Genomic DNA, 15047 nt, shown 5'->3' on the forward strand with positions numbered 1-15047 from the left:
GATGGCTCCGGAGTGGTTGGGCGCGGCTCCGGATCGGCGTATCATGGGCGCCAATCTAACACAAGCGTGTGCCGGCACGCGTTGCCGGTGTCACAAGCCTGAGGAGTCTCCGCCGCCATGGCCTATGCAACCATCGAGGATTATGTGGGCAATACGCCGCTGGTGCGGCTCCAGCGCCTGCCGGGCAATACCAGCAACACCATCCTGGTGAAGCTTGAGGGCAACAACCCGGCCGGGTCGGTCAAGGACAGGCCGGCGCTGAGCATGATCAGCGAGGCGGAAAAACGCGGTGACATCAAGCCGGGGGATACCCTGATCGAGGCCACCAGCGGTAATACGGGGATCGCCCTGGCCATGGCGGCTGCCATCAAGGGCTACCGCATGATCCTGATCATGCCGGAGAATGCGAGTGAGGAACGCCGTGCCTCCATGCGCGCCTACGGGGCCGAGATCATCAGCGTCTCGCGCGAGGCCGGCATGGAGGGCGCGCGGGACACGGCGCAGCAGATGGCGGCCGAGGGACAGGGCCTGATCCTGGACCAGTTCGCGAACCCTGACAATCCGCTGTCGCACTACAAGGGCACGGCGCCCGAGATCTGGCGGGATACCAGTGGAGGGATCACCCACTTCATCTCGTCCATGGGGACCACCGGTACCATTATGGGCTGTTCCCGGTATTTCCGGGAGCAGAGCCCGGGCGTCGAGATCATCGGGCTGCAACCGGGGGAGGGCGCGGCCATTCCGGGTATCCGCCGCTGGCCGCCGGAGTACCTGCCCGGGATCTTCAATGCCAGCGCCGTGGACCGGACCATGGAAATGGGCCAGCAGGAGGCCGAGGACACCATGAGGGCCCTGGCCGCGAAGGAGGGCATCTTCTGCGGCGTATCCTCCGGGGGCTGCGTGGCCGGTGCGCTCCGTCTCTCCCAGGAGGTTGAAAACGCCACCATCGTCGCCATTATCTGCGACCGGGGCGACCGCTATCTGTCCACCGGTGTGTTTTCCAGCCAGTAGACCATCGGCCCACACCCCGCAAATCGACCATCAACAGGGTAGTCCAGCATGAGCCGACGCCGGCGAGGTCCGCGCATCCCCGCAGAACCGGTGAGCATCGAAATCGACAGCCTCAGCCACGATGGACGTGGCGTTGGGCGCATTGAGGGCAAGGCGGCGTTCGTGGCCGGAGCGCTGCCGGGGGAACAGGTGCAGGCACGCTTCCTGGACCGCCGCCGGCGTTTCGATGCCCTGCGTACGCTGGAGGTTGAAGCCAATCCCGGCCCCGACCGGGTAACGCCACCGTGCCCGCACGCGGATCTGTGTGGCGGCTGCAGCCTGCAGCACCTGGCACCGGCGGCGCAGGTCCGGCTCAAGGCGGAAACGCTGGCCGAACAGTTCGCCCACTTCGGGGGAATCGAACCGGAGCAGTGGGCTGAGCCGCTGACCGGCGAAACCCTGGGGTACCGCCGTAAGGCGCGCCTGGGCGTGCGCTACGTGACCAAGCGCGGCGAAGTCCTGGTGGGTTTCCGTGAGAAGGGCAGCAGTTTTATTACCGCCATCAACGACTGCGCGGTGCTCGATCCCCGTGTGGGTCAGCGCATCGAGGCCCTGAAGGAACTGATTGCCGGGCTTTCGGTCTACAACCGGCTGGCCCAGATCGAAGTGGCCTGTGGTGATGAAGAGGCGGCCCTTGTCCTGCGTCACCTGGAGCCTCTGACACCGGAGGACGAAGCCACTCTCTGTGAATTCGGCCGGACCCATGACCTGCAGATCTATCTCCAGCCCAAGGGGCCGGATACCGTGCACCGCCTCTGGCCCGAGCCGGGTAACGGGCCTGACCGGCTGTTCTACCAGCTTCCGGAATGGGATCTGACGCTGGGCTTCCATCCCATGGATTTCACCCAGGTGAACGCGGACATCAACCAGCGCATGGTCAGCCAGGCACTGGCATGGCTGGCGCCGGAGCCCCATCACCGGGTGCTGGACCTGTTCTGCGGTCTGGGCAACTTCTCGCTGCCGCTGGCGCGCCAGGCCGGCGAAGTGGTTGGTGTCGAGGGTGAGGAGGCGCTGGTCCAGCGCGGCCGTGAGAACGCCGAGCGTAACGGTCTGGGCAACGTCACCTTCCGGGCCACGGATCTGCAGCAGGATTTCACGGCGGAGCCCTGGGCCGCGGAAGGGTTTGACCGGGTACTGATTGACCCGCCGCGCTCCGGTGCGGAAGACGTGGTGCGTCATCTTTCCGGAGCCGGTGTGGAGCGCATTGTCTATGTGTCATGCAATCCGGCGACCCTGGCCCGGGACGCCGGTATTCTGGTGGCCAATGGCTACCGGCTGGTGCGGGCGGGGATCATGGACATGTTCCCGCATACCGCCCATGTCGAGTCCATGGCCCTGTTCGAGCGGGAGTCACACTGATGGTGAAGGTCCGTGAAAACTACGCCAGCACGGCGGATGGCGGCGTGGATATCGGTGCCTGGGTCGACCACATTGACGCCCAGCACCCGCTGGAGGAACGTGAAACACTGATCCGCGCCTGCCGGCGCAGTCTCGCCATAGACCGTAAGGCCGTGCGCGAGGACCGGCAGTGGGCACCCGGGGCCAGCAGTTTCCTGACCGGGCTCGAGATGGCCCAGATCCTGACCGAGCTGCGCCTGGACCAGGAAACCCTGGTTGCGGCGGTGCTGTACCGGGCGGTGCGCGAGGAGCGCATGACGCTGGAGGCGGTGCGCTCCGAGTTCGGTGATGCCATCGCACAGCTGATTGATGGCGTGGTCCAGATGGCCGCCATATCCACCCTTCACCGGCCGCTCAAGGGCAATGTACTGGGGCAGGCCCAGGGACAGCAGGACAATGTCCGCCGCATGCTGGTGACCATGGTCGACGATGTGCGCGTGGCCCTGATCAAGCTGGCGGAGCGTACCTGCGCCATCCGTGCGGTCAAGGACGCCCCGCCGGAGAAACGCCTGCGCGTGGCGCGTGAGGTGTTCGACATCTATGCGCCCCTGGCCCACCGGCTGGGCATCGGGCACATCAAGTGGGAGCTGGAGGACCTGTCCTTCCGCTATCTGCACGAATCCGCCTACAAGAAAATCGCCAAGCTTCTGGACGAGAAGCGCGTTGACCGGGACGCCTATGTCAAACGCGTGGCCGAGATTCTCAGGGGCGCCCTGGCGGAGTCGGACATCCAGGCCGAGGTGGCGGGGCGCGCCAAGCACATCTACAGCATCTGGCGGAAGATGCGCCGCAAGGGCATTGATTTCTCGGAGGTCTACGACATCCGGGCGCTGCGTGTCCTGGTGCCGGAAGTGCGTGACTGCTATGCCGCGATCGGGGTGGTGCACGGGCTCTGGCGCCATATTCCCCATGAGTTCGATGACTACATCGCCAATCCCAAGGAGAACGGCTACCAGTCCCTGCACACGGCCGTGGTGGGGCCCGAGGGCAAGACCATGGAGGTGCAGATCCGTACCCATGACATGCACGAGGACGCGGAGCTGGGCGTGTGTGCCCACTGGCGCTACAAGGGCACCGACAACGGCGGTTCGGAGGCGGCCTATGAGGCCAAGATCAACTGGCTGCGCCAGGTCATCGAATGGCAGGAGGATCTGGGCGAGAGTGGCAACCTGGTGGAGCAGCTGCGCAGTGACGTGGGCGGCGACCGTATCTATGTCTTCACCCCCGAGGGCCACGTGGTGGACATGCCCCGTGGGGCGACGCCACTGGATTTCGCCTACAAGATCCACACCGAGGTGGGCCATGCCTGCCGCGGTGCCAAGGTCAACGGCCGCATCGTACCGCTGACCCATACGCTGCGGACCGGGGACCAGGTGAGCATCCTGCGAGGCAGCGAGGCCGCGCCCAGCCGTGACTGGCTCAATCCCGGGCTGGGCTACATCCAGACCTCGCGGGCCCGCGCCAAGGTGACCCACTGGTTCAAGATGCAGGACCGGGAACAGAACATCGCCGACGGAAAGGCGGTTCTGGAGGACGAGCTTGGCCGCCTCTCGCTGCGGGATCTCGATCTCGACGCCCTGGCCCGGAAGGTCAACTACAGCTCGGCCAGCGACATGTATGCCGCCATCGGAGCCGGGGACCTCAAGCCGGCCCAGGCGGTCAAGGCGGCCCAGCGGATCCTGGAGCCGGCCGATCGCCAGCTGGATTTCCGGTTCGCGCGCGGGCGCAGTGACAAGGCAAGGAAGGACCCGGACATCCACATCCAGGGCGTGGGCAATCTCAAGACCACCATTGCCCAATGCTGCAGCCCGGTGCCCGGAGACCCCATCGTCGGCTACATCACTGTTGGCCGTGGCGTGACCGTCCACCGGGATGACTGCATGAACCTGCTGCAGCTTCGCGAGCAGGAGGCCAGCCGCATCATTGAGGTGGACTGGGGTCCGGAGCCCGAAGCTCGCTACCCGGTGACCATCGATATCGAGGCCTATGACCGGGCGGGGCTTCTGAACGACATCACCTCGGTGCTGGCCAACCGCAAGCTCAATGTGCTGTCGATGCAGACCCAGTCCCACAGTGACAGTCATATGGCAAGCATGACACTGACGGTGGAAGTCGGCGATATCGACCAGCTCTCGCGCCTGCTGGCCTCCATCCGCCAGCTGCCCAACGTCATGGATGTGCACCGCCACCGTGAAGCCTGACCGGAGTGACCCGATGAGCCGAACCTATTCGATGGAGGGTCTGCTGGCACTGATGGCCCGCCTTCGGGACCCGCAGCAGGGCTGCCCCTGGGACCTGGAGCAGGACTTCCGCAGCATAGTGCCGCACACCATCGAGGAGACCTACGAGGTGGCGGATGCCATTGAGCGCGGGGATTTCGACCACCTGCCGGATGAGCTGGGGGATCTGCTGTTCCAGGTGGTGTTCTACGCCCAGCTGGCCCGGGAGGAGGGGCGCTTCGGGTTCAGTGACCTGGTGGATGGGGTGACCCGCAAGATGATCCGCCGCCATCCGCATATCTTTCCGGATGGCACCCTGGACAGCCATCCCGGTGACGCCGATGGCATGACCGAAGCGGATGTGCGCGTGAACTGGGACCGCATCAAGGCCGAGGAGAAGCGGGAGCAGGGGGCAGAGGCAACACCTGCAAGCGCGCTGGACGACGTGACCCCCGGCCTACCCGCCTTCCAGCGTGCGGCCAAGCTTCAGAAGCGCGCCTCAAAGGTGGGCTTCGACTGGCCGGAGACCGGCATGGTCTTCGACAAGCTCCACGAGGAGGCGGATGAGCTCAGGACGGCCTGGCACGAACAGTCCGGCCCCGAGGACACGGACGCGGTGGAGGATGAGCTGGGGGATCTGCTGTTCGTGGCCGTGAACCTCAGCCGCTTTCTGGGCGTTGACGCCGAACAGGCCCTGCGCCGTGCCAACCTCAAGTTCGAGCGCCGCTTCCGGTGCATGGAGGAACAGCTGGAGGATGCGGGTGAAAAGCTGAAGGGGCGGGATATCGATGCCCTGGAGGCGGCCTGGCAGAGGGCCAAAAAAGCCTCGGATGCAGGCAGCTGAGGCCCTGAGCGGTCAGTATACGTACAATCCATTACCGTTATTCCCTCTCCTCCCGGGCCCGAATGGACTACAGTATTGTCTGAATAGGCGGCATCAACGGGGAGGTAATATGCGGCTTGGACAACTCGTCAATCACTGGGAGCAGCATGCCCGAGGCCGGCTGGCCGAGGAGCAGGTGACCGTACGGCTCCCGGAGGAAGGCGAACAGCGGCTTGAGGCGCTTGCCAAGCAGTACCCTCTCAAGTCCCGCGAAGCCCTGCTGCGTGACCTGATCAACGCCGCCCTGACGGATCTCGAGGTGTGCTTCCCGTACCGCGAGGGCAGCCGTGTTGTTGCCCGTGACGAGGATGGGTTCGAGATCTACGAGGACGCCGGCATGACTCCCCGCTTCCTCAACCTTTCCCGCAAGTACATGCAGCAGCTCAAGGGCGACGCCTCACGCGTGGCGTGAGGCCATCTCTTCCTGCTACTTCTGGCGGCCCGGCTCCGGGAGATCGGAGAGGGCCGCGTTGAGCAGATCCCGCAGCAGTTCCTCTTCCGAATAGTCCGGATACAGCTCCGCCAGCGCACGCAGCCGTGCCGCATCCTCCAGTGTGACGTTCACTTCGTATTCCTGCTTGCCGTCTTCCGGTGTGCGTTCACCGGATTCCCACTGTTTGGGCAGATCCGCGATTTTCATGGTCTTGCGTCGCTCCGGTACTGTTGGGCCATACTAAAGGGGTTCAACCGGTTTCATCCTAGCACGGAGCCACCGGTATTGCCCGCAGCAAAGGGGACCTGCTTACATGACCGAACTGCATCCCGCTCTCAGGGAAAACATCCGTCTTCTTGGTGAGATCCTCGGCGACTGCATCCGCGAGAAACCCGGCCCCGAATGGTATGAACGGGTGGAAGCAGTACGCCAGGCCGCCAAGGATGACCGTATGCAGGAAAGCGGCTCCGGGCAGCGCCTTGCCGAACTCCTGGCAAGCCTGACCGACGACCAGCTGGTGCCTGTTACCCGGGCCTTCAACCAGTTCCTGAACCTGGCCAACCTGGCCGAGCAGTACCACAGCATCCGGCGCCGGCGTGAGCCCCGGGAGGAGGGGCCGGATGAATCGGTGCACGGGACGCTGGCGCGCCTGGCCGAGCAGGGCGTGGAACCGTCCCGGCTGCACGAATGCGTGCGGGACATGCGCATGGAGTTCGTGCTGACGGCCCACCCCACGGAAGTGGCCCGCCGGACCCTCATCATGAAATACGATGAGATGTCCGCCTGCCTCCAGCGCCTGGACAGTGAAGACCTCCTGCCGGAGGAGCGTGAGCGGGAGGTGGGACGCCTGCGCCAGCTCATCACCCAGGCCTGGAATACCGACGAGATCCGTTACGAGCGGCCCACCGCGGTGGACGAGGCCCGCTGGGGCTTTGCCGTGGTTGAGAACAGTCTCTGGCAGGCATTGCCCGACTTCCTGCGGGAGCTGGACGGCGCCCTGGTGGAACAGACGGGGGAAGGTCTGCCCATCGAGGCCAGCCCCATCCGGGTGGCTTCCTGGATGGGGGGCGACCGGGACGGCAACCCCAACGTCACCGCCGCCGTGACCCGCGAGGTGCTTCTGCTCAGCCGCTGGATGGCGGCGGACCTGTTCCTGCGCGATCTCCAGGATCTGCGGGCGGAGCTGTCCATGTGGGAGGCCTCCCCGGAATTGCAGGAACGGGTCGGGGGCCATCGCGAACCCTACCGGGCGCTGCTCTCGGAACTTCGGGACCGCCTGAGAGCGACCCGGGACTGGGCCGAAGAGGCGGTCAGGGGAAGCACTGAACCCTCACCGGAGGTGATGCTGGATTCCGCCGAGCTGATCGAACCCCTGCAGCTGTGCTACGACTCCCTTGTGGCCTGCGGCATGGAGTCGGTGGCGCGCGGGCCGCTTCTGGACACACTGCGGCGCGCCCACTGTTTCGGGCTGGAGCTGATCCGCCTGGATGTGCGCCAGGAAGCCTCCCGGCATGCCTCGGCCATTGGCGAAATCGTCGAGTGGCTGGGGCTGGGGGATTACACGCAGTGGAACGAGACCGAGCGCCAGCAGTTCCTGATCCGGGAACTGGAGAGCCGCCGCCCCCTGGTGCCACGCAACTGGGCGCCCTCGGAGGAAACGCGGGAGGTTCTGGATACCTGCCGGGTGATTGCCGAGCATCCGCCGGAAGCACTGGGTTCCTATGTGATCTCCATGGCGGCCCAGCCCTCGGATGTGCTGGCGGTGATCCTGCTGCTGCGGGAGGCCGGCATGGATCATCCCATGCGCATCGTGCCACTGTTCGAAACCCTGGCGGATCTGGACCATGCTCCGGAGGCACTGAGGGCCCTGCTGGAGCTGGACTGGTATCGGGAGTACACCGGTGGCGCCCAGGAGGTGATGATCGGGTACTCGGATTCGGCCAAGGATGCCGGGCAGATGATGGCGGCCTGGGCCCAGTACCAGGCCCAGGAAGCGCTGACCCAGGTGGCCTCGGACTACGGTGTGCACCTGACGCTCTTCCACGGTCGTGGCGGCACCGTGGGTCGTGGTGGCGGCCCTGCCAACCGGGCCATCCTCTCGCAGCCGCCGGGCTCGGTGAACGGCAGCCTGAGGGTGACCGAGCAGGGTGAGATGATCCGCTTCAAGTTCGGCCTCCCGCGTGTGGCCCGGCGGAGCTTCAATCTGTACACCAGTGCGGTGCTGGAGGCGACAGTGGCGCCGGCCCCGGAACCGAAACCGGAATGGCGCGAGATGATGCATACGCTCAGTGGTGAAGCAGTGCGTTCCTATCGTGGTCTGGTGCGCGAGACGGATGAATTCGTCACCTACTTCCGCCAGGCCACCCCCGAGCAGGAACTGGGCAAGCTGGCGCTGGGCAGCCGCCCGGCGCGGCGCAAGCCCACAGGGGGCGTGGAGAGTCTCAGGGCGATCCCCTGGATTTTCGCCTGGACCCAGATGCGCCTGATGCTGCCGGCCTGGCTGGGCAGTGATGCGGCCCTGGGCCAGGCCCTGGAGAACGGGCATGAGCCCCTCCTGAATGAGATGACCCGGGACTGGCCTTTCTTCCGCACCCATATCGACATGCTGGAGATGGTTCTTGCCAAGGCGGACCTGCGGATTGTCAGCTATTATGAGCAGAAGCTTGTGGAACCGGATCTGCGCCCCCTGGGTGAGACACTGCGTGAACGCCTGCGCGGGTGTGTCCAGCATGTGAACCGGCTGAAGGGGCAGGAGGAGCTGCTGACCCAGCAGCCGGACTTCGCCCATTCAATGAGGGTCCGCAACACCTATACGGACCCACTCCATTATCTGCAGGCGGAGCTGCTGCAGCGCGACCGGGATGCAGCCGGGCGGGTTCCGGAGAACGTCGAGAAGGCCATGAAGGTGACCATGGCCGGGATTGCGGCCGGTATGCGCAATACCGGCTGAGGCAGGGGAGAACGGATGACGGAACAGCCGGATATGGACGCACTGGCGGCAAGGGTTCAGCAGCTTTACCGACTGCCGCCCATGCCGGCTATTGCGTTGCGGGTCATGCAGATGACGGCCGCACCTGAAACAACGGCCGCCGACCTGGCGGGCGTGATCGAGCGCGACCCCAGCCTGGCCGCCCAGGTCCTGCGTTACGCCCGCTCCGCTCTCTTCAACTACCGGGGGGAGCTGCACAGCGTCCAGGAGGCGGTAACGCGGGTGCTCGGGTTTGACCGTGTCACTCACCTGGCGGTGGGCATCGCGGCCTCACGCAGTTTTGAGCTGCCGCGTTCAGGCCCTCTGGGGCTGGAGGCCTTCTGGCACCATTCGCTGCACTGCGCGCGCCTTTGCCTGTCGATCGCCCGCAGCATTCCCCGTGATGTCCCGGGGCGACCGGACCCGGAACTGGCCTACCTGTGTGGGCTCCTGCACAACCTGGGTCTGCTGCTGATCGGGCACCTGTTTCCGGAGGATTTCCGTCAGCTCCGTGAGGCCCGCGAGGCGGAGCCGGATGTGCCGCTGACGGAGCTGGAAACCCGGGTGTTCCACAGCAACGGGCAGGACGAGGGCACACCGCTGCGCGTTGGCCATGCCAGTGCCGGCGGACTTCTGCTGCACCTCTGGGAAATGCCCGCCCCGGTGGTGACGGTTGCCGGCATGCATGAGACCCCGGACTATCAGGGCCAGCACGATGCCTACGTACACTGTGTTCAGCTTGCCAACGGGCTTCTGAAGGAACGTGGCATTGGTGATGGCAGCAGTGGATCCGATCCCGCAGAGGCAGCCCGTGCCCTGGGGTTGGATCAGACGGCCATCGAGTCGCTCGGGAGCACCATCGACCAGGTGAGCGCTGAAATCGAGGAGCTTGCCCGCGGCCTTGCTGCCTGATTTGCTACATACGGTCTGCCACGTATAATGAGCCTTCGATTTTTAATGTGCCTGTCCCTGTTCAGGGGGCTGCAAGCCAATGGGAGCAATCAGTATGCGTATCATTCTGCTCGGCCCGCCGGGAGCCGGAAAAGGAACCCAGGCTGCGTACCTCACCGAAGCTTTCGGTATTCCCCAGATCTCCACGGGCGACATGCTCCGTGCCCACGTTAAGTCCGGCACCGAGCTGGGCAAGAAGGCGGAAGAGGTGATGAACGCGGGTCAGCTGGTCTCCGATGACCTGATCATCGGTATGCTGAAAGAGCGCATTGCTGAGGACGACTGTAAGAACGGCTATCTGCTGGATGGCGTGCCCCGGACGATTCCCCAGGCGGAATCACTCCAGGAGCAGGGCATCAAGATCGACTACGTGGTCGAGATCTCGGTGGACGACGAAGAGATTGTTGAGCGTCTCTCCGGTCGCCGGATCCATGAGCCCAGCGGCCGCGTCTACCACGTCAAGCACATGCCGCCGAAAGAGGATGGCAAGGACGACGAGACGGGTGAGCCCCTGATCCAGCGTGAGGACGACAAGGAAGAAACGGTACGCAAGCGTCTCCAGGTCTATCGTGAAGAGACCGAACCGCTGGTGAAGTTCTATCAGGATCTGGAAGCGAAGAACCCGGGTAATGCCCCCCGCTATGTCCGGATCGAGGGTGTGGGTTCCACCGAGTCCATCCGTGACCGGATCATTTCCACCCTGAAGGGCTGATGCCTGCCATGACCCGGCTGCTCGCTGTGGATACCAGTGCTGGCCGGGGCTCCGTTGCCCTCCTTGACGGGGGCAGCGTGCTCACCGATTACAGCGATGAACCCCGGTCCCACACCCGCCGTCTGGAGCCCATGGTCAATGGACTTCTGGCTCAGGCCGGGCTGCGGCTGGGGGATCTGGATGCACTGGCCTTCGGTGCCGGCCCGGGCTCGTTCACGGGCCTGAGGGTGACCGCCGGGCTGGTTCAGGGGCTGGCTTTCGGGCTCCAGTTGCCGGTGGTGCCGGTGTCGTCACTGCGGGCCATGGCCCATGCCGTGCATGGGCGGCTGGACGCACCCGCAGAGGTCGCCGTGGCCCGGGATGCCCGTATGGGGGAGCTCTACTGGGGGCTCTATCGGGTGACGCCGGAGGCTGCGGTGGAGCCGCTGCTGCCCGATTCACTGGTTTCTCCCGCGGCCCTGTCGCTGCCTGAGACGACCGGTGTCTGCCTGGGCGTGGGTGATGGCTGGCTACTGCGGGAAGCCATCCCGGAACCCGTGCTTGCGCGCGTGGAGGCGATCATGCCCGACGTGATGCCGGAAGCCGGTGCGATTGCCCGCCTGGCTGAGACCCTGCTTCACCAGGGCGAATGGGTTGGGGCAGAGGCGGTCCAGCCGGTCTACCTGCGGGACGATGTGGCCTGGCAGACCAGCGCCTGAGCAGAGTGGGCGATCAGTGATTATACTGTTACCCGGTTCCCCTTTTTTCGATTCTGACGGGCATTGATCCAATGGTCGGTGGTATCTCCGGAAACAGCCCCCTGCCGGTCGCACCGGATCCGGCACGGCGGCCTGACGCCCCGGGGCGGGAAGCACCCCGCGCGGAGCCTCTCAATGATGCCCGCAGTGCCCCCCGCGAGGACAGCGGTCAGGCGCGCACCCGGCGTGCTGAGGCCGTGGCCGAGCCGGAGGTTGTGCGTCCCCGCCGCAGTCCGGATACCGACAGTCTCCCTCTCCGGAATCAGGAAGCACTCAGCGCCTATGATCGTATCGGCAGTGCCGCCGTGGCAGAGGACGTGGAGCTGGTCGGCGTGGACATCCGGATCTGATGGTGGCTGAGCTTCAGGTGGCGGCTGCCGGGCCGGAATGGCTCCCGGTTGCGGCCGAAGTGGCGCAGCGGCTGGGGCTCGAGTGTCTGCCCGAACCGGTGGACAGACCGGCGAAAGTGGCCAGCCCCGCGTTGCTGGTGCTGGTTTCCGGTGAGGGCGTCAGTCTTCAGGCAACCGGAAAGAAAGCGCCTGGCCCGGTGCGGGTGGACTGGGTGCACGGGCGCAGCGGTCATCGCCGCCGCCAGGGCGGTGCCGAACTGCTGGTCAAGGCCATCGGCGTGGGGCGGGCTTCAAGGCCGCTCCGGATCCTGGATGCCACCGCCGGGCTGGGGGAGGATGCGCTGGTATTGGCCGGTTTCGACTGTGAGCTGATGCTGTTCGAACGCTCCCCGGTGATCGCCGAGCTGCTTGCGGATGGCATGGCCCGGGCCGCACAGGAACCGGCGCTGTCGGATCGACTCGCGCGCATGCAGCTGGAACGTGGTGACGCCACCCGCTGGCTTGCGGACCATCCCGAGGCCGTGGATGTGGTCTACCTGGATCCGATGTTTCCGGAGAAGCGCAACAGTGCCGCGGTGCGCAAGGAAATGCAGCTGGCCAGGAGCGTGGTCGGTGATGACGGGGATGCCGCTGTACTGCTGGAGACGGGCCTGACCGCCGCGCGCCACCGTGTGGTGGTCAAGCGCCCGCGCCGGGCGGACCCGCTGCCCGGGCCGGAACCCGCCACCTCAGTTGAGGGCCGCAGCAGCCGGTTTGACGTCTACAGCCGCCGGGCCCTTCCATAGCAAGCCGTCAGGACTGGCCCGTTTCGGGAAGATCCGCGCTTTTGACGCCCGGCATGGGTACACTGACATTCGTCACCTGGAGGATCGACTGGCGCAGCTCCGAGCTCAGCACCAGGCGGGCCTCTTCAGCCACTTCCTCCAGCCCCGAGCGCCAGGCCAGCCGGCCATCCTCATCCGTGGTCAGGATGCCGTTGGTCCGCAGGTTGGCAATGAAGTTGCGGAACAGGGTCTTGTCGAAGAATTCCGGCGCGCTCAGCCCGAACAGCACGGATACCCGCTCGGCCAGCAGCGTGGACTGTTCCTCCAGCTCTTCCGGTGTCAGGGTGTTGGGCCCGAAGCGCTGCAGTATGGCGATGCTCAGGTAGTAGCGCTGCAGGGTCTGGATCATGCCGTTGGAGAGCACCCCGAGCCGGACGGCATCCGCCGTGCCGGGTTCCGGCCGGTGCAGGAGGCTGCCTTCACTGATGAGAAGCCCTTCCTCCACCAGCCGGTCGATCCAGGTGTCCAGCACGCCGTCGATGCTCTCCGTGGGCCAGCGCAGGAAGAGCTCGGACTGGATGTAGGGATAGATGGCGCGCGCCAGGAACACCAGGCGTTCACGCTCCAGGGAGCTGTTGTTCTGGAACAGGCTGGCCAGCAGTGCGGGAATCGCGAACAGGTGCTGGACGTTGTTGCGGTAGTAGGTCATCAGAACCGCGTGCCGCCCCTCGAGCATGATGATGTCGCCCAGCTTCTGCTTGCGCCGGACGATCAGCCCCATGGCCTCGTTGTAGGCGATCCAGTCCTCACCGGAGCCTTCAGGGAAGGTCATGCGATCGCTGTAGGGCTGCTTGTGGAGCAGGTTGCACAGGTCCTCCATCAGCCGGGCCAGCAGCTGTTCGTCCATGGCCAGGCGGTCGGTCGCCAGCATGACGGTGGCCAGCAGGTTGACCGGGTTCAGCGCCGCCGCTTCGTTGATGTTCGTCACGGTGCGCCGGGCCAGGGTGTTGACCACGTCCGGCAGCCACTCAGGGCGGGATTCCTCGTCATACGCCTGCTCACGCCACTGCGGCTGCTTTTCGTCCAGAACGCCGGCCAGTTCAATGGGTTCACCGAAGTTGACCGACACCTGGCCGAAGGAACGCCGCAGGTTGCGTACCGAGCTGATCAGGCCCAGGAGCCCTTCCTTTTTCTTCTGGGTGCCCTGGAGCTCGCCCAGGTAGGAACGGCCTTCCAGCACCTTTTCATAGCCGAAGTAGACCGGTACGAACACGATGGGCTTGCGCGGATCGCGCAGGAAGCTGCGGACCGTCATCGACAGCATGCCCGGGCGCGGCTGCAGGGTACGACCGGTGCGGCTGCGCCCGCCTTCCACGAAGTATTCCACCGAGAAGCCGCGGGTGAACATCACGTGCATGTATTCATTGAAAACGGCCGAATACAGCGGGTTGTCGCGGAAGCTTCGGCGCATGAAAAAGGCCCCGCCCCGGCGCAGCAGCGGGCCCACGATGGGCATGTTCAGGTTGATTCCCGCCGCGATGTGTGGCGGCATGAGGCCGTTCTTGTAGAGGACGAACGACAGCAGCAGATAGTCGATGTGAGAGCGGTGGCAGGGCACATAGACAACGGCGTTATCCCGCGCCGCTTCCTGTGCGGTTTCGATGTTATTCACCCGGATACCGTCGTAGAGCCGGTTCCAGAGCCAGCCCAGGACAACTTCGAGAAAGCGGATGGTCACCATCGAGAAGTTCGAGGCGATCTCGTGGGCGTACTTGAGAGCCCGCTCCTTCGCCCGTGCCTGGTGGATGTCTTCGTGCTCCGCCGTCTCGCGGATGGCGTCCTTCACCGGCTGGCTGCGCACCAGTGAGTTCACCAGTGTGCGCCGGTGGGACAGGTCGGGGCCGATCACGGCCTGGCGGACGCGCCGGAAGTGCACCCGCAGGATGCGCGCCAGCTTGCGCTGGGCCACGGACTCGCTGCGGGCTTCACTGACGGCTTCCTGGAGTGACAGCGGCCGGTTGAACTGGACAAACAGATTCCGGCCATGCATGAGGATGGTGAAGAACTTCTGCAGTGGGCCGGTGACGGACCAGCTGTCCGAGAGCATGATCTTGAGCAGGGACTTTTCCTTGTCCGGTGAACGGCCCCAGAACAGGGAAACGGGGACGATCTGGACATCGTTCCCGGTACGGCATCCCTGGCTGACCAGGGCCTCGAAGCGTTCCGTGGGAACCGGTGTCTGGCGGAGCCGGCGGAGACCGCCCCGGCGCTGGTAGAGAAAGAAGAAGGAATGCTTCAGGCCCTCGCCCAGAGGCAGCGGTCGCTCGGCCCGGGGCAGACCGGCGCGCTTGAGTTCCTCTTCCAGCACCAGCCGGCTCGACAGAGAGCTGTACTGCAGCACGTAGCAGACCGGTTTTTCGGGATCCAGGCCGAGCTGCTCCCGGTCGGCACCCAGAACACGGCTGCGCACCCACAGGTAGATGAGTTTGCGCAGAAGGGTCAGGATCAGGTTTCCGGGGCCTTTCAGGAACGCCATGCCTACTCCGTTCGGGGTCCGTGGTCGAGTCGGGGACAAGTTTACG

Annotated in this window: 13 protein-coding genes; 11 read left to right on the forward strand and 2 right to left on the reverse strand. The window is 65.2% G+C overall.

What is annotated here, in order from left to right; genetic code table 11:
• Nucleotides 1–117: 117 nt before the first annotated feature.
• The 5 genes from cysM to CK501_RS10615 all read left to right on the forward strand — a co-directional run bounded on the left by cysM (nt 118) and on the right by CK501_RS10615 (nt 5962).
• On the forward strand, nt 118–1011 hold the full coding sequence (cysM, locus tag CK501_RS10595; RefSeq protein WP_095617710.1) for a cysteine synthase CysM: 894 nt from the start codon (nt 118–120) through the stop codon (nt 1009–1011).
• 48 nt (nt 1012–1059) lie between these two features.
• On the forward strand, nt 1060–2409 hold the full coding sequence (rlmD, locus tag CK501_RS10600) for a 23S rRNA (uracil(1939)-C(5))-methyltransferase RlmD (protein WP_095617711.1): 1350 nt from the start codon (nt 1060–1062) through the stop codon (nt 2407–2409).
• The gene (gene relA, locus CK501_RS10605) at nt 2409–4649 is read left to right on the forward strand and encodes a GTP diphosphokinase (RefSeq protein ID WP_095617712.1); all 2241 of its coding nucleotides are present in this window, start codon (nt 2409–2411) and stop codon (nt 4647–4649) included. The genes rlmD and relA overlap by 1 nt, the downstream gene beginning before the upstream one ends.
• 13 nt (nt 4650–4662) lie before the next feature.
• Entirely contained in the window at nt 4663–5511 is an 849-nt protein-coding gene (mazG, locus tag CK501_RS10610; protein WP_095617713.1) for a nucleoside triphosphate pyrophosphohydrolase, read from the forward strand.
• Nucleotides 5512–5620: 109 nt separating this feature from the next.
• Entirely contained in the window at nt 5621–5962 is a 342-nt protein-coding gene (locus CK501_RS10615; protein WP_095617714.1) for a pilin assembly protein, read from the forward strand.
• Nucleotides 5963–5977: 15 nt separating this feature from the next.
• On the opposite strand, the gene CK501_RS10620 is transcribed toward CK501_RS10615, so the two are convergent.
• Nucleotides 5978–6190, reverse strand: coding sequence for a hypothetical protein (locus CK501_RS10620; protein ID WP_095617715.1), 213 nt, complete (start codon nt 6188–6190; stop codon nt 5978–5980).
• Between the two features lie 106 nt (nt 6191–6296).
• Here CK501_RS10620 and ppc point away from each other — a divergent pair, with 106 nt between their 5' ends.
• The 6 genes from ppc (at nt 6297) to CK501_RS10650 (ending at nt 12486) form a co-directional block, all read left to right on the forward strand.
• Nucleotides 6297–8933, forward strand: a complete 2637-nt coding sequence (gene ppc, locus CK501_RS10625) for a phosphoenolpyruvate carboxylase (RefSeq protein ID WP_095617716.1) — start codon at nt 6297–6299, stop codon at nt 8931–8933.
• Nucleotides 8934–8948: 15 nt separating this feature from the next.
• Entirely contained in the window at nt 8949–9863 is a 915-nt protein-coding gene (locus CK501_RS10630) for an HDOD domain-containing protein (RefSeq protein ID WP_095617717.1), read from the forward strand.
• A 94-nt stretch (nt 9864–9957) separates the two neighbouring features.
• Nucleotides 9958–10614, forward strand: coding sequence for an adenylate kinase (gene adk / locus CK501_RS10635; RefSeq protein ID WP_095617718.1), 657 nt, complete (start codon nt 9958–9960; stop codon nt 10612–10614).
• Nucleotides 10614–11312 (forward strand): tRNA (adenosine(37)-N6)-threonylcarbamoyltransferase complex dimerization subunit type 1 TsaB, encoded by a 699-nt coding sequence (gene tsaB / locus CK501_RS10640; RefSeq protein ID WP_198949482.1) that lies wholly within the window; start codon nt 10614–10616, stop codon nt 11310–11312. The genes adk and tsaB overlap by 1 nt, the downstream gene beginning before the upstream one ends.
• A gap of 71 nt (nt 11313–11383) precedes the next feature.
• Nucleotides 11384–11701: a hypothetical protein gene (locus CK501_RS10645; RefSeq protein ID WP_095617719.1), complete on the forward strand. Its 318-nt coding sequence runs from the start codon at nt 11384–11386 to the stop codon at nt 11699–11701.
• On the forward strand, nt 11701–12486 hold the full coding sequence (locus CK501_RS10650; protein ID WP_198949483.1) for a class I SAM-dependent methyltransferase: 786 nt from the start codon (nt 11701–11703) through the stop codon (nt 12484–12486). Before CK501_RS10645 ends, CK501_RS10650 begins: the two co-directional genes overlap by 1 nt.
• A gap of 7 nt (nt 12487–12493) precedes the next feature.
• On the opposite strand, the gene plsB is transcribed toward CK501_RS10650, so the two are convergent.
• A complete protein-coding gene (gene plsB / locus CK501_RS10655) occupies nt 12494–15001 on the reverse strand; it encodes a glycerol-3-phosphate 1-O-acyltransferase PlsB (RefSeq protein WP_095617721.1) in 2508 nt (835 codons plus the stop codon).
• Nucleotides 15002–15047 lie beyond the last annotated feature (46 nt).

Origin of the sequence: Halovibrio salipaludis, assembly GCF_002286965.1 — a bacterium.
Taxonomy (GTDB): domain Bacteria; phylum Pseudomonadota; class Gammaproteobacteria; order Pseudomonadales; family Oleiphilaceae; genus Halospina; species Halospina salipaludis.